At 46.3% G+C, this 21,556-nt stretch carries 19 protein-coding genes, 1 tRNA gene and 1 pseudogene; 11 read left to right on the top strand and 10 right to left on the bottom strand.

Annotation, left to right across the window (positions count from 1 at the left end; genetic code table 11):
• Positions 1-26: 26 nt before the first annotated feature.
• The 3 genes from Q5691_RS05785 to Q5691_RS05775 all read right to left on the bottom strand — a co-directional run bounded on the left by Q5691_RS05785 (position 27) and on the right by Q5691_RS05775 (position 1,316).
• A complete protein-coding gene (locus Q5691_RS05785) occupies positions 27-224 on the bottom strand; it encodes a hypothetical protein (RefSeq protein ID WP_006632682.1) in 198 nt (65 codons plus the stop codon).
• Between the two features lie 196 nt (positions 225-420).
• Complete coding sequence (locus Q5691_RS05780; RefSeq protein WP_333212545.1) at positions 421-837, bottom strand: tetratricopeptide repeat protein; 417 nt, start codon at positions 835-837, stop codon at positions 421-423.
• Between the two features lie 125 nt (positions 838-962).
• On the bottom strand, positions 963-1,316 hold the full coding sequence (locus tag Q5691_RS05775) for a HesB/IscA family protein (RefSeq protein WP_006632680.1): 354 nt from the start codon (positions 1,314-1,316) through the stop codon (positions 963-965).
• A 245-nt stretch (positions 1,317-1,561) separates the two neighbouring features.
• Here Q5691_RS05775 and Q5691_RS05770 point away from each other — a divergent pair, with 245 nt between their 5' ends.
• The 9 genes and pseudogenes from Q5691_RS05770 (at position 1,562) to Q5691_RS05730 (ending at position 13,341) form a co-directional block, all read left to right on the top strand.
• Entirely contained in the window at positions 1,562-3,214 is a 1,653-nt protein-coding gene (locus tag Q5691_RS05770) for a DUF6930 domain-containing protein (protein ID WP_333212546.1), read from the top strand.
• 136 nt (positions 3,215-3,350) lie between these two features.
• A complete protein-coding gene (locus tag Q5691_RS05765; RefSeq protein ID WP_333212548.1) occupies positions 3,351-3,605 on the top strand; it encodes a hypothetical protein in 255 nt (84 codons plus the stop codon).
• Positions 3,606-3,609: 4 nt separating this feature from the next.
• Positions 3,610-3,966 carry a type II toxin-antitoxin system PemK/MazF family toxin gene (locus Q5691_RS05760; RefSeq protein WP_333212550.1) on the top strand — a complete coding sequence of 119 codons (357 nt, stop codon included), beginning with the start codon at positions 3,610-3,612 and terminating at the stop codon, positions 3,964-3,966.
• 59 nt (positions 3,967-4,025) lie between these two features.
• The gene (gene zds / locus Q5691_RS05755; protein ID WP_333212552.1) at positions 4,026-5,462 is read left to right on the top strand and encodes a 9,9'-di-cis-zeta-carotene desaturase; all 1,437 of its coding nucleotides are present in this window, start codon (positions 4,026-4,028) and stop codon (positions 5,460-5,462) included.
• Positions 5,463-5,666: 204 nt separating this feature from the next.
• A complete protein-coding gene (locus Q5691_RS05750) occupies positions 5,667-6,113 on the top strand; it encodes an SRPBCC family protein (RefSeq protein ID WP_015175311.1) in 447 nt (148 codons plus the stop codon).
• Positions 6,114-6,219: 106 nt separating this feature from the next.
• On the top strand, positions 6,220-8,325 hold the full coding sequence (locus tag Q5691_RS05745; RefSeq protein ID WP_333344137.1) for a serine/threonine-protein kinase: 2,106 nt from the start codon (positions 6,220-6,222) through the stop codon (positions 8,323-8,325).
• A gap of 86 nt (positions 8,326-8,411) precedes the next feature.
• Positions 8,412-8,485, top strand: a tRNA-Val gene (locus tag Q5691_RS05740).
• A gap of 163 nt (positions 8,486-8,648) precedes the next feature.
• Positions 8,649-9,254 (top strand): annotated as a pseudogene (locus Q5691_RS05735) (Uma2 family endonuclease).
• Positions 9,255-9,792: 538 nt separating this feature from the next.
• The gene (locus tag Q5691_RS05730; RefSeq protein ID WP_333344136.1) at positions 9,793-13,341 is read left to right on the top strand and encodes a PAS domain S-box protein; all 3,549 of its coding nucleotides are present in this window, start codon (positions 9,793-9,795) and stop codon (positions 13,339-13,341) included.
• 145 nt (positions 13,342-13,486) lie between these two features.
• Here the strand turns inward: Q5691_RS05730 and Q5691_RS05725 are convergent, their stop codons facing one another.
• Complete coding sequence (locus Q5691_RS05725; protein ID WP_333084216.1) at positions 13,487-13,648, bottom strand: hypothetical protein; 162 nt, start codon at positions 13,646-13,648, stop codon at positions 13,487-13,489.
• 7 nt (positions 13,649-13,655) lie between these two features.
• Positions 13,656-14,657 carry a hypothetical protein gene (locus Q5691_RS05720; protein WP_333212556.1) on the bottom strand — a complete coding sequence of 334 codons (1,002 nt, stop codon included), beginning with the start codon at positions 14,655-14,657 and terminating at the stop codon, positions 13,656-13,658.
• A gap of 346 nt (positions 14,658-15,003) precedes the next feature.
• On the opposite strand from Q5691_RS05720, the gene Q5691_RS05715 reads away from it, so the two are divergent.
• Positions 15,004-15,303 carry a helix-turn-helix transcriptional regulator gene (locus Q5691_RS05715; protein ID WP_333212557.1) on the top strand — a complete coding sequence of 100 codons (300 nt, stop codon included), beginning with the start codon at positions 15,004-15,006 and terminating at the stop codon, positions 15,301-15,303.
• A 111-nt stretch (positions 15,304-15,414) separates the two neighbouring features.
• On the opposite strand, the gene arfB is transcribed toward Q5691_RS05715, so the two are convergent.
• From arfB to gnd, 3 genes are all read right to left on the bottom strand, one after another.
• Positions 15,415-15,828 (bottom strand): alternative ribosome rescue aminoacyl-tRNA hydrolase ArfB, encoded by a 414-nt coding sequence (gene arfB, locus Q5691_RS05710; RefSeq protein ID WP_333212559.1) that lies wholly within the window; start codon positions 15,826-15,828, stop codon positions 15,415-15,417.
• Positions 15,829-15,900: 72 nt separating this feature from the next.
• On the bottom strand, positions 15,901-16,371 hold the full coding sequence (locus Q5691_RS05705) for a restriction endonuclease (protein WP_333310413.1): 471 nt from the start codon (positions 16,369-16,371) through the stop codon (positions 15,901-15,903).
• 139 nt (positions 16,372-16,510) lie between these two features.
• The gene (gene gnd, locus Q5691_RS05700) at positions 16,511-17,965 is read right to left on the bottom strand and encodes a decarboxylating NADP(+)-dependent phosphogluconate dehydrogenase (RefSeq protein WP_333212561.1); all 1,455 of its coding nucleotides are present in this window, start codon (positions 17,963-17,965) and stop codon (positions 16,511-16,513) included.
• A gap of 293 nt (positions 17,966-18,258) precedes the next feature.
• On the opposite strand from gnd, the gene Q5691_RS05695 reads away from it, so the two are divergent.
• A complete protein-coding gene (locus Q5691_RS05695; protein WP_333212563.1) occupies positions 18,259-18,681 on the top strand; it encodes a hypothetical protein in 423 nt (140 codons plus the stop codon).
• A 129-nt stretch (positions 18,682-18,810) separates the two neighbouring features.
• Here Q5691_RS05695 and Q5691_RS05690 read toward each other — a convergent pair whose 3' ends face one another.
• Together Q5691_RS05690 and Q5691_RS05685 are read right to left on the bottom strand one after the other, a co-directional pair.
• Positions 18,811-19,407 (bottom strand): Uma2 family endonuclease, encoded by a 597-nt coding sequence (locus Q5691_RS05690; RefSeq protein ID WP_333310411.1) that lies wholly within the window; start codon positions 19,405-19,407, stop codon positions 18,811-18,813.
• Positions 19,408-19,661: 254 nt separating this feature from the next.
• The gene (locus tag Q5691_RS05685; protein ID WP_333310410.1) at positions 19,662-21,527 is read right to left on the bottom strand and encodes an ABC transporter ATP-binding protein; all 1,866 of its coding nucleotides are present in this window, start codon (positions 21,525-21,527) and stop codon (positions 19,662-19,664) included.
• Between the last annotated feature and the right edge of the window lie 29 nt (positions 21,528-21,556).

Below are 21,556 nucleotides of genomic sequence, written 5' to 3'. Positions count from 1 at the left end.
TCTTAAAGTCTCTCAAAACTTCAGAATTAACCTTCAGACATTCCCGATTTATTGGGCAATTGCAAATCATCAGGATCTACATAGTGACAAACTGCTTTGTCCATGCAAATTAATGCCCAGCCAGATTTATCTATGCTCATCAACTTGTAAGAAGCGGGCTGAATAAAGAAACCTTTGTGGTTCCGGGTTGCTGGTTTGATGTTAACGTGGCTGTCAGTGCTCATGTTTTTACAACTCCTAGTATTATCCTAATAAAATCTGAAAACCGCTGAGCGGATTTGGCAATCGTCTAAGTTTTCAAATACTAGCACTGACTTCCTGAGTTTTCCATAAAGTTATTTATTGATTTATTACGATGTCGTAATAAACCGCACAGCCGATTTCTTCGATCCCCGCCCAAAAATCGACTTGTTTGCGTGGTTACGGCTCCAGAAGCCACTGTTTAACGCGGGCGAGACTCTTCCAGTCGGGTTTTCTCTTTAATCCTTCTTCAAAATTTTTTTTAACTTCGTCGAGCAACTCTTCCGAAGCCATCACTAATTGCTGAGCCACTTCGACGTGGGGGCGCACTCCTTTTTCTTTGAGATCGAGGATCGCTACTGCTAGGTTGATGCGAGCTTGGGGGTCATGAGGGTTCAATTTAACGGCTGTTTTCGCTGCCTTTTGAGCCGGTGCAGGTTTATTTTCCAACAGGTAGAGCCACGCGAGGCTAGCCCAGGCATTGCCATTTTTGGGAGCTTTTTCGCACACTTCTTTAAACACGGGGATCAGATTAGCCGGGGCTTCGCCAGCTTGGTAGCGATCGAAACCGTCTTTAAACAATTCTTCAGGGGTCATTCGATTTTAGATTTGGGATTTTAGATTGTAGATTGGAAAGAGCATTGGGTGCAGGACGCAGCAAGGCAGTCCGAGGCATTCTCAGCAATTAGCAATTACCAATCCCCAATGCCCTATTTTCCAATTTATGTAGAAAAAGAACTGCCACAACCGCAAGTTTGAGTTGCGTTGGGGTTAGTAAACTGAAAACCGCCCCCGATCATAGCATCGCTGAAGTCGAGAACCAAACCGTAGAGATAAAGAATGCTTTTGCGATCGCAAACTACCTGAAAACCGTCGTAGTCGAACACTTCATCGTCGGATTTCACAGTGCTTGGATCTGCGAAATCCATCACGTAGGACATTCCAGAGCATCCGCCCTGCCGCACCCCTACCCGCAAGCAGAGGTCTTTACCTTGTTTTTCTCTCAGGGCTAAAACTTGACGGACAGCAGAGTCCGTCATTTGAATGCCGCGCTTTTCAGAAATGGCTTGAGTCATAATTTGCCGAACTCCTGAGACTGTCTAATGCAAAGAGTTTAATCTTATTGCTCCATTGTACAGGCATTCGCCGGAAGGCATTCGGTTAGATGCTGAAGACCGAATTTTTAGCTTCTAATTTTTAATTAGCGTGGGGCCTCGTTCCCAAGCTCGATGTCCTCTCCCCCTATAGGGTTTATGATTGATAAGCAGCGGTTGACCGGCTACCGGCACCGCAACAATGCTTCACCCAACGGGCTTACTCTATGGCAGCGCTGAATCGCACTACTCTTCGTCGGCTACAAAACTTACCTCAAATTCCCAGCGTGTGGGAGGGCGATCGCCGACCCTTGTCTAATGCTGACTCGCACATGATGCTAGATGACGACGACGTTCTAGAAGCAGGTGGCGAGTGCATTCTCTGGGTCGATGGCTCCGAAGGAGTCGTGAGGGCTATGGACATGGTAGGCCCAGATGCCGGCCCAGAGGCGATCGTCCGGGCCCTGCTACGGGCAATGGAACATCCCCAAAGTCCGGCTCCCGCAGTCCGCCCCCAAAAAATAGTAGTCAAAAACCGAGAAATTCAATTTTATCTGCGGGGCGTACTTCAAGATTTAGGCATTTCCATTGACTACGTACCGGAATTGCCCCTAATTGACGAAATATTTCGCGGCATGGAAGAGGTCGCAATCAACAGACCTCCTGAGTTGCCCCCTCAGTATGCTGAAGTTTTAATGGAAAAAGCTGCTCAAATTTGGCAAGATGCTCCGTGGCGGACTTTGAGGGAACATCAAATTATATCTATTGAAATCAATCAGTGGGATGTCGCCAGCCTCTACGTGTCTGTATTGGGGCAAGGCAGAATGGATTACGGAGTTTTACTGTACCGTTCTCTAGAATCCTTGAAACGGTTTCGAGAACGAGTCGTCAACGATGAATCTTTTGAAGATTTAGAACAGGCTTTTTTAGGGCAAGACTGTTTGTTTGTTACCTTTGAAAGTGCCGCAGATATTGATGAGGACGACGAGGACGACGAAATTGATTTAGCCGATTTGCCTCCATCGGAAATTGAACCAAATTTCGGCAACCTACATCCTTTAGAAGGATTGCGATCGATTCTTTACGAAGAAGAAGCCCTCACGATGTTAGTTGCTCTCGAAGCCTTTCATCGCTTTTTCCGCAACGGCCGCCGGAAATTGGGTTCAGACACTTTTCCCACTCTTAGCAGCCGCTACCGCATCCCAGTGGCGCAGCCTGACGGAGAAATTCAACAGGTATCCGTTAAAGTTTCCACGATGCCGGATGTTTCAGACGAATTATTACAGATGCTCGGTGATGACGATGATGACGATGATGACGATGATGAGGAATTTGACAAGCCACTGCTGCGGGACGATTTGGTGCCGCAAAATTCATTTTTGAGTCTCGGCGCCGTACCTTGGGAAACGGTAGATTTCCTGCGCCAAAGTGTCCAGTTTCACCAAGGTGCAGAAGTTGATATTAATACCGCCGGAGATGGTTTGCCGGTGGTGATGATTCAAACTTCTCATCCAAAGGCAAAAACTATGATTCAGGATTTGAAAGAAGCTGGAGGTGTGAAGGGAATTGGTTTTAATCCGGGCGAAAATCCTTTTCAGGATGAGCAATTCGACTTGGGTATTTTGCAAACTAAAAATGGAGAGTTGTATTTGTTTGGGGAGTTCAATGAAGACGATCCGGTGCATCAGGAAGCTCGCAAGAAGTGGGACCGTCGCTGTAAATTAACCAACGGTTGGTGCGGTTTGATTATTGCTAAAGGGTTGATGGGTGCTTCTCGCGGTCAGCCTCAGTTTAAGGATATGATCGCTTTGCTTGAGGTGCGCTGGGTGTCTGCTAAAGAGTTGGGAATTGGGCCACTTCAGTTAATGCCGATGTTTTGAAGGAAGAAGGAATAAGGAAGAAGGAAGAAGGAAGAAGGAAGAAAGAATAAGGAAGAAGGAAGAAAGAATATGTAAAAGTAATTTGTAAGGTGCGCCCCAGCGCACCCTAGGTTTTAAATTATAAAGGAAAATGATTATGTCAAATTCTACTCAAAAGCGAGAAGTGTTAGTCGCCCTTGATGCTGAATTCGCGGAGAAAATAGACCAGCTTACTGATGATTGGACGGAGGCTATCGAACAAGCTCTCCGTCTCTGGTACGCTAAGCAAATAGAAGATAAGTTGCGGAAGTTTTATCAAAACCGCAGCCAAGAAGATATTGAGTTTGAGGAAGAATGGGCAACATTTGCTCAGGAACAAATGGAAGAAATTTTAATAGAGGAAGGTCTTTGATACAATGACAGAAGCTTATCCGCGACAAGGCGAAGTTTATCTTGTTAGAGCTTTGCGAACGATCGGAGATACCAAAAAGCGTCCTGTTGCTGTCGTTTCCATAGATAGCCGGAATGAATTGAGCCGTACTGTACTGATTGTCCCTTTTACTAGCGATTTGAGAGGGGGCGAAACTCCGACTCGGGTTTTGATTCCGCCTGGTGAAGGAGGGTTAGAATCTGACTCGCTGGCTGTCTGCGAGCAAATTATAACTGTCCAAAAGACTTATCTGGAACAAGGCCCTTACGGTCAACTTAGTGCCGATGTCCTAGCAAGAGTTCAGAGGGCTATACAAATGTCGATCGGCATTTACGAACTTTAATATTTCTAATATTCTAAATTTTGTTACAATTTGTAAAAATACTGTAAAGGATAGGTAAAATGCGGGTTGCGATCGCAGGTGCGGGACTGGCTGGAATGACCACAGCAGTTGATTTAGTGGAGGCCGGCCACGAAGTAGAAATTTTTGAATCCCGCCCCTTTGTTGGCGGCAAAGTCGGCAGTTGGGTAGATCCCGACGGCAATCACGTGGAAATGGGTTTGCACGTCTTCTTCGGCTGCTATTATAACTTATTTGCTCTGATGAAAAAAGTGGGAGCATTTGACGATTTGCTCCTCAAAGAACACGTCCACACTTTTATCAATCGAGGCGGCGAAACCGGTTCTTTAGATTTTCGCTTTCCGGTGGGTGCTCCTTTGCACGGATTGAAGGCATTTTTTACTACATCCCAGCTATCCGTACAAGACAAAATTCAAAATGCGATCGCCCTGGGAACTAGCCCGATCGTCCGAGGTTTGATAGACTTTGACGGGGCAATGAAAACTATCCGCGATTTGGATAAAGTTAGCTTCGCTGACTGGTTCCGCAGTCAAGGGGGCAACCAAAACTCGCTCAAAAGAATGTGGAATCCGATCGCCTACGCGCTGGGTTTTATCGACACTGAAAATATTTCAGCCCGGTGTATGTTGACAATCTTTCAATTCTTTGCTTCCAAAACCGAAGCCTCTGTCATGCGGATGCTGGCTGGTTCTCCCAACGAATATTTGCACAAACCCATTGTGGAATATTTGGAAAGCAAAAGAGCAAAAATTTACACGCGGCGCAGAGTCCGAGAAATTCAGTTTGAAGAAGGCAAAGAAACCCGCGTCACAGGCTTGGTAGTAGCTAACAGCGAAACAGAAGAAAATATTACCGCAGACGCTTATGTTTTTGCATTAGATGTGCCTGGAATTCAGAAAATATTGCCCCCAGCTTGGCGCAAATGGTCAGAATTTGACAACATTTATAAATTAGATGCTGTGCCAGTTGCTACAGTACAATTGCGGTTCGACGGTTGGGTAACGGAACTAGAAGACGAAGCCAAGCGCAAGCAGTTGAGCCACGCTGTAGGAATCGATAATTTGCTATATTCAGCAGATGCAGATTTTTCCTGTTTTGCTGATTTGGCGCTGACAAGTCCCAAGGATTATTATAAGGAAGGACAAGGTTCTCTGTTGCAGTTGGTGTTGACTCCGGGAGATCCGTTTATTAAACAAAGCAATGAGGCGATCGCCCAACACGTACTTAAGCAAGTTCAGGATTTATTCCCGTCAGCGCGGGAATTAAACATGACTTGGTACAGTGTAGTGAAGCTCGCTCAATCTTTGTATCGCGAAGCACCGGGAATGGATCTTTTCCGCCCAGCTCAAAAAACTCCGATCGCCAATTTCTTTCTAGCAGGAAGTTACACTCAGCAAGACTACATTGATAGTATGGAAGGAGCGACACTTTCAGGCCATCAAGCGGCTAAGGCAATTCTCGAAGCTTACAGTCATTAGTCATTAGTCGTCTCGATCCCCCCTAACCCCCCTTAATAAGGGGGGGACAAGAGTGTTCTCAAAGTCTCTCTTAATAAGTGGGGGAGGAACAGTGTTCTCAAAGTCCCCCTTCTTAAGGGGGATTTAGGGGGATCTAGATTCGACAATAAACGAGAAAATCCACAATCTAAAATCTAAAATCTAAAATCTAAAATCTAAAATCCCATGACTGATTGGTTAGAACACAGTGTCCAAGTAGAAGTGGCAATTCCCATCGAATTAGCGTGGCAACTCTGGTCAGATTTAGAGCAAATGCCACGCTGGATGAAGTGGATAGAATCTGTTCATGTTCTCGAAGAAGATCCAGAATTGTCTCGCTGGAAACTCGCAACTGGCGGGTTAGAATTTAGCTGGCTTTCTCGGATTCTCAAATTAGTGCCGAATCAGATAATTCAGTGGGAATCGGTAGACGGTTTGCCAAATAGAGGTGCCGTAAGATTTTACGATCGCAAAGACAGCAGTATAGTCAAGCTGACAGTGGCTTACGGAATTCCCGGCTGGCTGGGAAAATTGATGGATAACCTATTTCTGGGCCGCGTGGTTGAATCGACTATTCAGGCTGACTTGGAAAGGTTTAAAGAGTATGCTCTGAAAGTAAAAGCCACATCTTAAATTCTGAGGGCTAAAGTCCTGTGGTTTTTAATTGTAACGCGAGAGTCGATCGCCCTTTGGCGTCAGTATCATAGAGATGTGCTGCTGATTCCTTCTCGGTTTAGTTATGAGTTATTGCCTAAACCCCGCCTGTCAAAACCCGCAAAATGCCGATCGTACCCAATTCTGCCTGAATTGCGGCTCCAAACTGTTGCTCAGAGAGCGTTACCGCGCCATCAAACCCCTGGGGCGCGGCGGTTTTGGTCGCACTTTTTTAGCAATAGACCAAGACAAACCCTCAAAACCCCGCTGTGCAATTAAACAGTTTTTCCCGCTATCTCAAGGTACCAGCAGCAGCGAAAAAGCAGCAGAATTATTCAACCGAGAAGCGGTGCGGCTGGACGAGTTGGGGAAACACCCGCAAATTCCCGAATTGTTGGCGCACTTTCAGCAGGAACGCTATCAGTATTTGGTACAGGAATTTATAGAAGGTCAGAATTTACAGGAAGAGTTGGCGCGGACTGGGCCTTTCAGCGAAAGTAAGATTCTCAGTCTGCTGAAGGATTTATTGCCAGTATTGCAGTTCGTGCACGATCGCAGTGTAATTCACCGAGATATTAAACCCCCCAATATTATCCGCCGCCGCCTTTCTCAAACTCCCATCATTTATACTTACCCCACATTAACCGGGGAATTAGTTTTAGTTGATTTTGGCGCTGCAAAAGTTGTGGAGGGTTTGAGAGAAACCGGTACAGTCATCGGTTCTCCCGAATTCGTGGCGCCGGAACAAATTAGAGGTCAAGCGGTTTATGCCAGTGATTTGTATAGTTTGGGAGTAACTTGCATTTATTTGCTGACTCAAATATCTCCTTTTGATTTGTTCGATATCAATCAAGATGCTTGGGTTTGGCGAGACTTTTTGAAGGTTCCAATTGATCCGAAATTAAGTCGCATTCTCGACAAAATGATCGAATCGAGTCTCAGTCGGCGCTACAAATCTGTAGCTGAGGTATTGAAAGATTTGCAGCCGCAGCAGTCGGCGGGGGCGGGCACGGGGGCATCGCCCCTACCAGCGCCTAAAATTTCCGTGCCGCAGAGGACACCGGTGGTGCAGAATGCAGTGCCGCCAACGGTTGCAGGCACAATTTTACCTGTGCCGCCGATGCAGCGGGTTGTTCCCACACGCGCGCCCACTTGGAGGTGTGTTCATACTCTGGTAGGGCATTCTAATGCTGTTACGTCGGTAGCTTTCAGTCCTGATGGTGCGACTTTAGCTAGTGGCAGTGAGGACAAGACGATTGAGATGTGGAAGTTGGATGCGGGTAAGCGCTGGTACACTCTTACGGGTCATTCTGACTGGGTGACTTGTGTGGCGTTTAGTCCTGATGGCGCGAGTTTGGCTAGTGGTGGCAGGGACAAAATGATTCATATTTGGGATTTGAATAAGGGTAAGTGGTGGTACGCTTTGGCTGGTCATTCTGACAGGGTTTCTGCTGTCGCGTTTAGTCGGGATGGTCAGGTTTTGGCTAGCGGCAGTCGGGACAAAACTGTGCAGTTGTGGAATTTGAATAAGGGAAGGCGGATGTCGGCTTTGACTGGTCACGCTGGCGGGGTGGAGGCGGTGGCTTTTAGTCCTGGCGGGGAGTTTTTGGCTAGTGGCAGTCGGGACAAGACTGTGCAGTTGTGGGATTGGCAAAATAATCGATCGATTTGTACTTTGGCGGAGCACGGGGATTGGGTGCGGGCGATCGTTTTTGCTGCGAACTCCCCCAACTCCCTTGCCGGCCCGACCCCCCCCAGCCCCCCCTTGGTAAGGGGGGGAGTAGGAGAAGGATTGACTTCCTCTGTGTCCCCTGCCGGTCAGACCCCCCCCAGCCCCCCCTTGGTAAGGGGGGGAGTAGGAGAAGGATTGATTTTGGGGACGGGGAGTCGGGATGGTACGGCGAAGCTGTGGCGGGTGGATGGACAGGGGCGAGGGACGCTGTTGCGGAGTATGAGGGACAATTCTGGGGATGTTTTGTGTGTGGCGTTGAGTCCCGATGGTCGGGTTTTGGCGACGGGGAGTCGGGATGGCACGATTTATTTGTGGGATGCGGGTACGGGGAGTTTGCTGGAAATTCTGACGGGCCACGGGGGCGAGGTTTTGTCGGTGGCGTTTAGTTCTGATGGGGGGAGTTTGGCTAGCGGTGCGGGCGATCGAACTGTGAGGATTTGGCGGGGGATTGGGCATTAGGGGCGATGTCAAGAGTGTCCGTCTAAAAAATCTTATATTTATGCTTGACAGGCGATCGAATGTTCTGCTACATTAGGAATTCGTGAGGACGCATAGCTCAGTTGGTTAGAGCACTACGTTGACATCGTAGGGGTCACTGGTTCGAGTCCAGTTGTGTCCATGAATTTCAATCATTTATAAATCAAGGGTTTTAGGTTTGCCCTCCTACCGAGAGTTTTGTCTTTCGCTCGACAATTAACCTATTCGTTAGATCATGAATTTAAAAATCTGACGCACCCTACTGAATCAAAATCAAATGATATTAGAGCATGGAAGACTTTACCATGACTCAAGCGATATCGAAGTTCAGGAGTTTTGATGAATTTCTGGAAGGAAAACCATAAATCCGTTATGAATTACATAACTGATTTATGGTTTAAATTAAATGCCAAATCCAACTGGTAAGCATTCATCCAACGCGGGTTTTCAATCGATAGAATTTGGTTTAGAAATCAGGCGATTACAACTTCCTTTATTCCCAAGGAATGTACAATTAAATTTAACGATAACTCTGGCTACGATCTCGATGTGATTGTATTAGATAAACAAGCCGTTGAAGCCAATGAGTCTTGATGGGAAAGAGAATCAGTTATTACTCAGGGAAATTCGGTTAAATTAGTTATTGAAGTAGTCAGCACAAATTGGCGTGATGATTATGCACATAAAATGATTGATTATGAAGCATTAAGCATTCCTAATATTGGATTGTAGATTATTTGGGCTTAGGGGGTAGCCGTTATATTGGTTATCCCAAACAGCCTGCTTTATCGGTTTATCAGTTAGTAGATGGTGAGTATCAAATTAAGCTGTTTTGGGGAGATGAAAGAATTGAATCAGCGGTGTTTCCAGAGTTAAATTTGACCGCTAAGCAAATTTTTAACGGTGGATAAGTGCTGAGGCGATCGCATAGCTCAGTTAGTTAGAGCATTACAATGCCATTGTAGGAGGGGTCAGCGGTTCGAGTCCCTTTCTTTCCATACCTAAAACCCGCCCACAAAGCGGTTTTTGTGGTTTCTATCACCAAACTAATAGATTTGGCATTCTCAATTAGGAATGACAGAATATGTCTAGGCTAGAGATTTAGTATAGTTGCCACGTTTCGTCGAGGCTGTTGCTGAGCAGTTGGGTTGTTTGCAGGAGTTCGGTGTTAAAGAAAGGCTAGCCCGATTCTCGTCGGCACCATCCCCATCCGTGAACAAAGCGCAAGCAAGCAGAACAAGAAAGAAAACCACTGTGAGAACGCGATCGCTTTGCACGATCCCAAGCAGAAGCCACTAACCGGATTAAAGACGAATTTTTAGCGGTGTTCTGGCATGAGGTGCGATCGCCCCTGTGCTTAAATACTGAATGACTTAGGTTTGGGGCATATTATATCTTGATTCCCTAACAATAGCTGGCATAATAGGTAAATAGGCAGGACTAACCGCAATGAATGTAGAACTTACACACTCCTTGAACGATCGAGAAGAGCTTACTGTAAATTTTCCTCAAGAGCTATGTACGGACTGCCAAGCACTGGAAGCACGACGATTTGCGGTGATAGTCGAGCACATGGCTGAGGCTTTTATTTCTATTAATTCAGAGTGGCACTGCACCTATGTCAACCATAAAGCAGAGGAGCTTTTAAACAGTAAGCAGCAACACCTGATAGGCAAAAATATATGGACTATATTTTCGGTCGATCTTACCTCGGAGCTATATAAGTATTGTCATCGAGCGATCGCAACGCGAACTGCAATCGAGTTTGAAGAACATTACCCCTCACTCAACAAATGGTTGAGAATTCGCCTCATCAAGAGTGAAGATGGGTTACTTATTTACTTCCAAGACACTACTGAAACATCTCAACTCGATCGACAATTAAAAGCCGAAATCGCCAATTCGCAGCAGGTGGAAGCCACCCTTCAGAAAGAACAGGAGTTTTTGAAGGCCATCCTAAACAACGTTCAAGCTGGCATTGTGGCTTGCGATGCCGATGGCATATTGACGGTATTTAACCAAGCAGCTAAAGATTTTCATGGATTACCTCAGCAGCCAGTTCCATCGGCTCAATGGGCTGAGTATTATAACTTGTATTTGCCCGACGGCAAAACACCCATGAATACAGAGGATATTCCCCTGTTCCAGGCATTGCAAGGACAGAACGTTCGTGATGTGGAAATGATGATTGTTCCGCAGCAGGGAACGGCGCGAATGCTGTTAGTAACTGGACAGGCGATTATAGCTCCAAACGGCGAAAAACAGGGTGCAGTTGTTGTGATGCACGACATTACACAACGCAAGCAGGCAGAAACTGCTCTGCGTGAGGGTGAAGCGCAATTATCCAGCATCTTCCAAACTATTCCTGATGGTATCACTATTCTAGATTCTACCGGGGAGATTATAGCTGCCAATAGGGCCGCAGAAAGGATTTTAAGATTGACTTGCAGGGACAGTGTGGAGCGAGGGTATAACGCTCCATCCTGGTTCATTACAACCGTGGAGGGTCATCCTTTCCCAGAAGATGAACTGCCGTTTGCGCGGGTGATGCAGACAGGTGAGCCTGTTTATGGTATTGAACAGGCTATTAGCCATGCTGATGGAACTCGCACGATTCTCTCGATCAATGCTTCCCCTTTGTTTGACGCAGAGGGGCAAATTATCAATATCATTGCTGCTTTCAGCGACATTACTGAACGGAAGCAAACCGAAGACGAACGAGTACAGCTTGTTCAAGAACAGGCAGCCCGTGCTGTAGCAGAGAATTCTCAACAACAATCAGCATTTTTAGCCCAAGTGAGTGCTGTCCTTTCCTCTTCACTAGAGTATGAACAAACTCTCCAAAGCGTTGCAAAGCTGGCAGTTCCTTATTTTGCAGATTGGTGTAGTGTTGATCTGCTGAATGACGATCGCACAATTGGTCGGGTTGCAGTTGCTCATTCAGATCCCGAAAAAGTGAAGTTTGGCTGGGAGTTGGCTCAACGCTTTCCCAGACATCTCGATGATGCGTATGGCATTGCTAAAGTCATGCAAACAGGACAGATTGAAATTGGGATTGAGATTACAGATGAACAGTTAGTTGCCACAGTGCCGAATGCTGAATACCTGGAAATCTTACGTGGAGTTGGGTTAAAGTCCTGCATCATTGCACCGCTACAGGCACGCGGGCGCGTGTTGGGTAGCATTACCTTTGTGTTTACTGAATCCGATCGCCGCTATCGCCTGGAAGACATTGGCCTGGCTGAAGATTTGGCTCAGCGAGCAGCGATCGCCATTGATAATGCTCGTCTCTATAATGAAACACAACAAGCGAAATTAGCCGCCGAACTCGCTGCTAACCGGACGGCTAGACTGCTGGCGGTGATGACAGCTTTGTCTGAATCCCTAACCTCGGCTCAAGTGGCTCAGGTCATTATTGAACAGGGAATGTCCGCACTGGGAGCAAGTTGTGGTTTGGTTGCGGTATTAAACCAGGATGCAAGCGAACTGGAGATTATTCAAGCGATCGGGTACGAGCACGTAGGAGAATTTCAGCGCAGTTTTTCGATTCATGCACCCTATCCTCTCGCAGAAGCTGTGCGAAGTGGGCAACCTGTTTGGCTAGAAACTATCGAAAACCGAATTGCCCGTTATCCTGATTTAGCCCAAGCTTATGCCCAGGCTGGTTCAAAAGCCTGGATTTCAGTGCCATTACTGATTGAAGGACAAGCCGTTGGTGGACTGTCGCTGAGTTTTTCGACCGTTCCCGGACTTTCCGAGAGCGATCGCGCTTTCGTTTTGGCACTGGCACAGCAGTCGGCGCAGTCGATCGACCGAGCACGGCTCTACGAGTCAGAATCGCAAGCACGGACACAAGCAGAAGCAGCTAACCGAATTAAAGATGAGTTTTTAGCTGTCTTGTCGCACGAATTGCGAACTCCGTTGAATCCGATTCTGGGTTGGACTCGGCTGCTGCGAAGGGGAACCCTGGATTCTGGCAAGACGGCGGTAGCTCTCGAAACAATTGAACGCAATACCCAGTTGCAAGTTCAACTGATTGAGGATTTGCTGGATATTTCTCGGATTCTGCAAGGGAAGCTGAGTTTGAACTCTACTCCTATTAATTTGAAAACAACTCTTAAAGCCGCGATCGAAACAGTTAGTTTAGCCGCCGAAGCGAAAAACCTTCAAATTCAAACTCACCTAGAACCCGATGTCGGCGATGTGTTAGGAGATGCTACCCGATTGCAACAGGTTGTCTGGAATTTGCTCACCAATGCCATTAAGTTCACCCCAACGGGAGGTAGAGTTGAAGTTGAGCTAAAAACGATTGATTCCTATGCTCAAATTCAAGTCAGGGATACAGGAAAAGGGATTAAGCCAGAATTTATTCCCTATGTCTTTGACACATTTCGACAAGCTGATAGCAGTATTACGAGAACCTTTGGTGGATTAGGGATCGGATTAGCGATCGTGCGTCACGTCGTTGAGCTACACGGTGGAACTGTCAAAGCCGAAAGTTGTGGAGAAGGACAGGGAGCAACATTTACTGTCACACTTCCCTTATTAGCCAGGAGCAATGATGCAAACAGCGATCGCAACGATAATTTATCACTCAAAGCTCACACTTCACCCTTGGCTAGATTATGTATCCTTGCCGTCGATGACGAAGTAGACAATTTAGAGTTAGTTCAATGTATTTTGGAGCAAGCGGGAGCCACAGTGATCTCTGTATCTTCAGCAAAAGATGCGCTACAAAAGCTCAATGAATTGAAGCCAGATGTTTTGATTGCTGATATTGGGATGCCACAAATTGATGGCTATATGTTGATTAGTCAAGTCAGACAACTATCCACACAGGAGGGAGGAGAGATTCCCGCGATCGCTCTCACAGCGTATGCAGGTGAGGCAAATCAACAGCAAGCACTAGCAGCCGGATTTCACAGGCATCTTCCCAAGCCTGTTGAGCCTGAAACGTTAGTGGAGACAATTGAGAAATTGCTTCATCAAATCGAGTAATATTAATTTTGCTTGCACCATCAGTGATTGATATAATTCATCTGCATTAATCTGTGTTTATCTGGTCCTACATCCCCAAATCATATCAAATCCGATCGCCAGTCGATCTGAGGACACGGCACTGCGCCGTGTCCTTAGCCGTAACTTACCTGTGACAGCCTTGGGCGATCGCCTTCAAAACCGCTAGCCGCACTTCTGGATGAGATTTCTCAAGCCCGTTCGCCCGAAAAACCCAGTGTCCGCCGCCCGCGTGTTCGATCGCAATTTTCTGACCGTCAGGCAAAACTATTTGCCACCAATTCAACACACTGGCTTTAATAAGGTGGCACTGAATTTCGTTCAGTTGAGCCTCCATTAATTTCAGTTGACGCATGATTGGATTTTGGGCAGATGACTTCATGATTTTTCTCATTAAATGAATTCGACTGTTTCTCGGCTTGGATTTCAGTTTGCCGATTTTTGAACTTAACTTCACCTTCCGAAGTTTTTGCCTTAACTTCCCTTTCCGAAGTTTTCGCCTTCACTTCCCTTTTACCACCTTTAGGCTCAACTTTGACTCCAAAACCTTTAGACTTAACTTTTCCTGGTGGGGCAGAAGTTGAAGTCTGTTCCGTGGCTGGCTTCTTAAACTCCGCGTCTAATTGGTCTAAAATCTCCTCTTGCTCGGGAGTATGTTCCGCTGGCTGCTCTAAATTGCTGGGATTGTATTCGCCAACCAACCTTGCCAAAAATTCCGAAATTGACAGTCCGGCTGCGGCTGCTTTTTTCGTTAAAAGGGCGTAGGTGTCGGTTTTTATGCGAATTTGTTTGAGCCGAAGGTTGGGATTGTTGTCAACGGTTTCGGCAATAGTTACTGCGGTAATCCTTTCTTTTGGTATGACATCGACAACTTCTTGCCACTTTTCCTGTAAACGACAGTCGCCATATTGGTCTGTAATTGCGTGTTTGAACAAAGGGACAACTTGAGCAACGCAGCTAGGCAAAATCTCAAATCCTGCTTTAATTAAGCGCAGGCAAATACTCGCTGCTTTGATAATTTGTGTGCAGTAAAAATACTGCCGACCTAATGCTTGTTCGCAGTAACTTTTAAAAGTTTTGAACTTGTCTTTGTACAATCGCAGCTTTCGGATGGCATCCAGCATGATTCCTTGACGCACGTAGTCTAGGAATCCCCTTTTAATTTCGCCTGTGAGATAGTCTAAATCGTGAAAGGGAGATTGATTCTGGATTTCTTCTTCAAAGTCTAGCAGCGGGCCTGCAAAGTGAAAGTTGGAGGCGACATCGCCTAGGTAGAAGTTGTCAATTGATGGGGGCATGATCTGGAATGGTTCGAGAAATGGCACGATAGCACGGAAGTTGTGCGATCGCAAAGTTGAAGTTTTGGTCTGGATCTTTGATAAAATGTTGAGTTGGAGTGTGCTGTGAGGTCGATCGACCTTTTACATGGCATCACCTCCTCGGCGTTGAGAAAAAAGGGGCTTGAGGTATGCGCCCAACCCCCGAAAATACGCTTGGGTATGCAGGCATAATTGATAGACACTAAAAATAAGGCGGTCTTTCAAACCTGCATTTTGACGAAAGTAGGCTCGCCAGGGGGCCTTTGTTTGGTCGCTATACATGAAGTCTACTTCATCTAAACAACCATGTCAAGAGGTTCGCTTCATGAAACAAACTTCATGCACTGTGGAAGAAAATTTGCAAGAAAAGGACAAGTCTCCATTAAGGCTTCTCAGAGAACAAGCTGGCCTAACCCGCCCTCAAGTCAAACAACATATCGGCGTTTCTGAGCGGATGCAAGCTGACTGGGAATCAGGAAAGTCCATGCCAACTGTTGAAAACGTAGCTGCACTGGCTAACCTGTACCAGGTTTCTCTAAAAACTATGTTTGAGCTTTTAGGATTAGATGTAACTAAAATTCCCGATGACTTACCAAGTCGATCGCCCTCGCCGAAAGACAACTAACCCGCAGGGGTTCGGAAATGTCTAGGGAAACGGGTTTGAGTCATGCACCCAAGCCCGGAAAATACAAACGCTATAACTAAAAACTCAGAAGCCCGATCGACCTTTCATCGATCAATCCGTAATTTTCCCTCTCAGAGCTTTAATCTGCCCTCGCTTGGTTTTGCTGTCGAGACGCTTGCGCTGGGAACTACGAGTCGCTTTGCTGGGTTTGCGCCTTTTCGGTATGACGATCGCACTTTTAATGAGTTCTTGCAGCCGTCTCAAAGCCTCCTCCCGGTTTTGTTCCTGGCTGCGGTGTTCCTGGGCCTTGATGACAATCACACCTTCGGAGGTGATGCGCTGGTCGTTGATTTGGAACAAACGCTGCTTGTAGCGATCGGGCAATGAGGAAGCTGGGATATCAAAGCGCAAGTGAATCGCACTCGCCACCTTATTTACATTTTGCCCCCCCGCGCCTTGAGAGCGAATCGCACTAATCTCGATTTCGCGATCGTCTATGAACACAGTGTTAGAAATTTGTAACATGATGAATAAGTGAAATTAAAGATACTGAGAAAGCAGTGCATCTTTTATATATAACTTACTTGGGTAGATAAATTATTTACACTTCTTAGCTGTCAGGATGAATTCGATGAGTCTTTTTCTATCCCATAACTCTATGTCGTTAGATTCAGCAAGGTTGTAAGCATTTTCGGTAAATCTGTTGTTGGTGATGACTCTTCCTTTATTGCCGTTGTAATGTTTGACGGCTCCTGCTACTTCTTGAACTGCTTTAATACCAACTGGATTTTTGCTTCTTTTCGCTTGAACCACAGTTTTTGAGCCATCTTTGTATAAAATTAAATCCGCCCCATAATCTTGACTATCTTGAGTTAACTTAACACTATAACCAAAGTTTATAAAATAAAGATATAGAAAATTTTCAAACTCTTTTCCCGTCATTTCATCTACTTCCAGAATACCACTGTCTAATAAACGTTTTCTTGACTCTTCTTCTTTCAATGTATCCAATACCGATGTTGCAATCACACCGAAAACGGCAGCGGCTTTTACTATAAAAGGTTTCATGAAATTACATAAATTACTACAAAGGACGCTATCGCTCTTTAACGACGAATATATTAAAACCTATCTCAAAAACAAACGTCAAAACAGCAACACCAGAATAATTAGTAAGGTGCGCCGAAACGCACCCTACAAAAACTAATTAATCGGTAGTACCAGTTTGCAGCGACTCTTTAGCAGTCTGTGTCCACTCAGAGTGGAAGAATTCACCGCGCGGTTTGTCGGTGCGTTCGTAGGTGTGAGCCCCGAAATAATCCCGCTGAGCTTGCGTGAGGTTTTGTGGCAATCTTTCGCGCCGGTAGCTATCAAAATAGTCGAGCGAGGCGCTAAATGCTGGCACTGCAATCCCCAGTTGGCAAGCAGTAGCTAACACGTCCCGCCAAGCTGATTGGCGATCGAGAATGCTCTGTTTGAACTCCGGTGCTAACAGCAAATTCGGCAACGTGGGGTCGTCCTTGAAAGCTGTTTTAATCTTGTCCAAAAATCCAGCCCGAATAATACAGCCACCCTTCCAAATTCGGGAAATTTCGCTCAAACTTAAGTCATAGTTGTACGACTTCGAGGCCGCGCTCAAAAGTGCCATGCCTTGCGCGTAGGAGCAAATCTTCGAGCAGTAAAGCGCATCCCGAACTTTGTTCACAAACTCTTTAGTATCGCCTTCGTACTTGCCGCTAGGCCCCGTAAGTTCTTGGGAAGCTTTGATGCGCTCGTCTTTGTAAGAAGACATGATTCTCGCATTCACAGCCGCGATAATTGTGGGAATGCTCACGCCCAATTCCAAAGCACTCATAACAGTCCAGCGGCCGGTGCCTTTTTGACCGGCTGCGTCCATAATTACCTCAACTAAGGGTTGCTTAGTTTCCGGATCAATGTACTTGAAAATATTAGCCGTAATTTCTATCAAAAACGAGTTGAGCTCGTCTGTGGTATTCCATTCGGCAAAAACTTCCTGCAACTGCTGGCCGTTCAATCCACCAACGTTTTTGAGCAAATCGTAGGCTTCAGCAATGAGCTGCATATCACCGTACTCAATGCCGTTGTGAACCATCTTCACGTAGTGGCCTGCGCCACCAGGGCCGATGAATGTGACGCAGGGGCCGTCATCTACTTGAGCCGCAATTTTGGTGAGAATTGGCTCTAGTAGGCCGTAAGCAGTGCGGGTGCCACCGGGCATCAAGCTAGCACCATTCAGCGCGCCTTCTTCGCCGCCGCTGATGCCCATGCCGACAAATCCCAGTCCCATCGATTCTAAATCTTTGGTGCGGCGTTCGGTGTCGTCGTAGAGCGAGTTGCCACCGTCAATAATCATGTCGCCCGGTGACAGCATGGGTTTGAGCTGGTCGATGACCGCATCTACGGGTTTCCCAGCTTGCACCATAACTAAGATTCGGCGTGGGGTTTCTAGGGCATCGACGAATTCTGTCAGAGTCTTGGCGGCTACAATGTTCTTGCCGGGGGCGCGTTGGGCCATGAAGTCGTCGGTTTTGGCTGCTGTGCGGTTGTACACAGCCACGGAGAAGCCTCTGCTTTCGACGTTGAGCGCTAGGTTTTCGCCCATCACGGCTAGACCGATTAAACCAAAATTTTGCTTTGTCATGCTAATAACCCGCTGGTTGTTCCCGCTTGATGATAGGTTTGCGAGAGAGGAAAGCGAGGCGGGGTGTACCGCTTTCCGGTGGACTAAAAGTATTGGACAATAGACCTAGGAGGTTTAGGTTTATTTTTATATTCTCAGAATTGCTGTTTGGTAAATCAGTAGGGTTTTTTTAAGATTTAAGGGATATTAATGACGCGGGCAGGTGATGATAAGGCAGGTATTATGTCGATCGCAGTAACGGTAGATACAAACAAGCGGACATTTTAAGGACAATTGAGGAGACTGTTGTAATTATGGAAGATTTGCAGTATCTCGCGGCCTGGGTGAAGGAGCAACACGCTCGCGAGTATATTTTGACTTGGCTGCTGAGTCAACAGGGGCTGTGGTGGTCTGATGGGGATATTTATCAGGCCGTTTTGCAAAAGTCGGGAAAGCTTTTGAAAGCTTATGTTCAAAAAAGGCAAGCGGGAGAGTTATTTGAGGGAATTTCTGAGAAGTTGGGAGGAGATGATAATTGGGATGATTTGGCGGGGAGTTTGGCGCGGATTGTTGCGGTTTATCAAGAGGAATTATCGCATTTGCAAGAGCGCGATCGCAAGGGGGATGGGGTAAAAAAAAATTTGATTAGCCAACCGTTGACTGGAGATCCTTTGCCGCTTTTGGAGGTGCAGCAAGCTTTGCCTGATCCTTATGCGGATACGTTGACGGGGAGATAATTGCTCATCATTTTTGTGGATGGAGGCTCATCTCAGAAACCGGGTTTCTTCCTTTATTTCTCGTACTCAACCCTAATTGTCGCAGAAACCCGGTTTCTCGCAACTTGGGCGACAGTTCTCGATCTAGATTCAAGGATTGAGAATAGGTGTAAGATCTAGAAGAAATCCGGGAAGTACATCTTCACCCGAAAGTGTAGGCGGTTGGTCAAAAGAGAAATTGATTACTTCTGCTATATCTTCAGACAAGTGATAGATTTCTACTAAAGGCGTTTGGGGGTCAATTAGCCAACCTAAGCGACAGCCGTTAGTTCGATAATACCGCATTTTAGCCCGCAATGTTTCTAGGGAATCACTTTGCGATCGCAATTCTATTACAAAGTCCGGGCACAGGGGAGGAAATTTGCGCTTATCTTCTGCGGATAATGCTTCCCAACGTTCTAGGAGTACCCAAGCAGCATCAGGGGAACGCTTCGCACCGTTGGGTAATTGAAAGATAGTGGAAGAGTCAAAGACTTTTCCCAATCGAGTCTGACGATTCCACAAACCGAGTCCCAGGTTGAGATCGGAATTTCTGATGCCGCTTTCGCCTCCTGTTGGAGGCATAATAATTAGTTCTCCTTCGGGGGTTTGTTCTAATCGCCACTCTTCATTAGCGATGGACAATTGATAAAATTGTTCGTCGGTTAAAGCGACGGCTGCAGGTAGGTTGAGAGTTATAGTTTCCATCGTTGATATTATCGCCAACTAGGTTGGTTTTATTATAGCTCGCACTTTCTGACAATTTTCTCAAAAAGAGCGCACGATCAGAAACCGGGTTTCTTCCGATATTTTTCGTACTCAACTGAAAATTGTCGCAGAAACTCGGTTTCTCGCCACGCAGCGACACAAATGCGAGCGTTAGGGCTGGTTCATATAAATTGTTTGTGGGAATTCAAGATGGTTGATGAACCCGCCCCTCCGGTAATTCTGTTGATTTCACTCTAAATATAGCTGCTAGCTTGACGGGTGAACATTGAGCAGTAAATTCCGTTTGATGCTATCAATTCGTCGTGAGTTCCTATTTCTGCTATTTTACCGTTTTCCATGACGGCGATACGATCGGCTATTTTCGCTAATCCTAATCTGTGACTGATGACTATGGTTGTTTTCCCGGCGGCTATTTGGCGGAAGATGCTGTAAATTTCGTGTTCTGTCTTGGGGTCGAGGGCGGCGGTTGGTTCGTCAAAAATAAGCACTTCGGCTGTAGAAAGCCGCATTAAGGCGCGGGCGATCGCAATTCTTTGCCACTGTCCCCCCGATAAGTCTATGCCGTCTTCTAATTGTTTCCCCAACGGAGTCTCTAAACCTGCGGAAAGACTATTGACTTTGGCGCTAATTCCTGCTTCTGAAATAGCTTCGTTAATTGCGGTGTCATCCGACAGTGAAAGCAAGTCGCCGAAACCGACGTTTTCTCGGACTGTGGAGGGGAAACGGGCGTAATCTTGCATGACGACGGCGATGCGCGATCGCACGTATGCTAGAGAGTACGATCGCAAATCTTTGCCGTTCCAGTCGATCGTACCACTTGTCGGGTCGTACAGGCGACCGAGGAGTTTGCCAAGGGTGGTTTTACCCGCGCCATTTTCACCTACAAGCACTAGCATTTCACCCGGATTAATCGTTAAGTTGATATCCTCAACTGTGCTTTTATTGCTACCGGGATAGCAGAAAGATAAATGCTTCATCTCGATGCCAATTTTATCTTTTGTGGGGGGGGAATCTTGCCCGCCTTCTGGTAAACTAGGCAGGCGAGATGCTACATCCCCAAGCGGAGACTGCAATTCTGGTTGGAGTTCCAAAAGTTGAAAAATCGGAGTAACACCGAGGGAAATATCGTACAAATTAGCATAATTGCCTATAAGTAACTGCAAACTTTGCTCCACCTGAACAATCAAACCCGAATACAGCGCCAAATCTCCCAAAGTATAGCGACCACCCAAAGCTCCCATTACCACATAAACAAATGGCAAAGCTACTCCGATTCTACTAAACACTGACCACAAAAGTAAAACAATTGCTCCTTTTTTTCGGATTTGCTGCATCTCGCTAAAAAATTGCAAAAACTGATCCTGCCAGCGTTTGAACCAAAGTTCCTGCAACCCAAACAAACGCAATTCTTTAGCATATTCTTCGCCCGTCAAGACTCTAGCGGATAAGTTCATCTCGCGGCTGATTTTAGCTTGCTTTCTTTGAACTCTCCAGATGATTTTGCTATATTTTCTTTGGATGTAAATTGAGGGACAGGATGAAATCAACATCACCACTGGCACCCACCAAGCTATCGCGGCAGCAAGGCCTATCGATGGAATAAATATAAAAATTCCCGTGATGGTCATGCTGATGGTAAATGCTAGTTGCTGTATTTTGAATACTCCGGTTTTTGCTAGTTCTACTATATTTAATAGTTCCGGGTTTTCAAACAGGGCAATATCGTCGAAATTGGCGACTTTTTCCAGGACTTTTCCTTCGACAAAGCCTTGAACGCGATCGCGCAAAGATGTCGCTGCAAAAGAGCTCATTGTGTCTAGGGCATCGCCGACTAACCTAAGACTTAAGACTCCGGCAATACTCCACAGCAATATTGGTCGGGAAAGCATCAAAGCAAAGGGCTGTGCTGTTTGGGTTTGCGACAGCAACCGAGATACTTCATCAATGATTAATTTATCTAAAAAAAGCACGGCAGATGGGGCAGCACCGGCGATGATGTTGAGTATTATTAAATGGCGGAGTTCAATTGGTGCGGCTTTGATTATCAGGCCCAAGCTGCGCCACAAAGCTTGGAATGTGGTAATTTGGATCGGTTGCATAGTTTGTGGGTAGGTGTCGGGTCTACTCA

It is taken from the genome of Microcoleus sp. w1-18aA5, from assembly GCF_036701705.1.
Lineage (GTDB): Bacteria > Cyanobacteriota > Cyanobacteriia > Cyanobacteriales > Microcoleaceae > Microcoleus.
The sequence above is the reverse complement of the archived record's forward strand: the minus strand, read 5'-3'. Positions and strand labels throughout refer to the sequence as shown.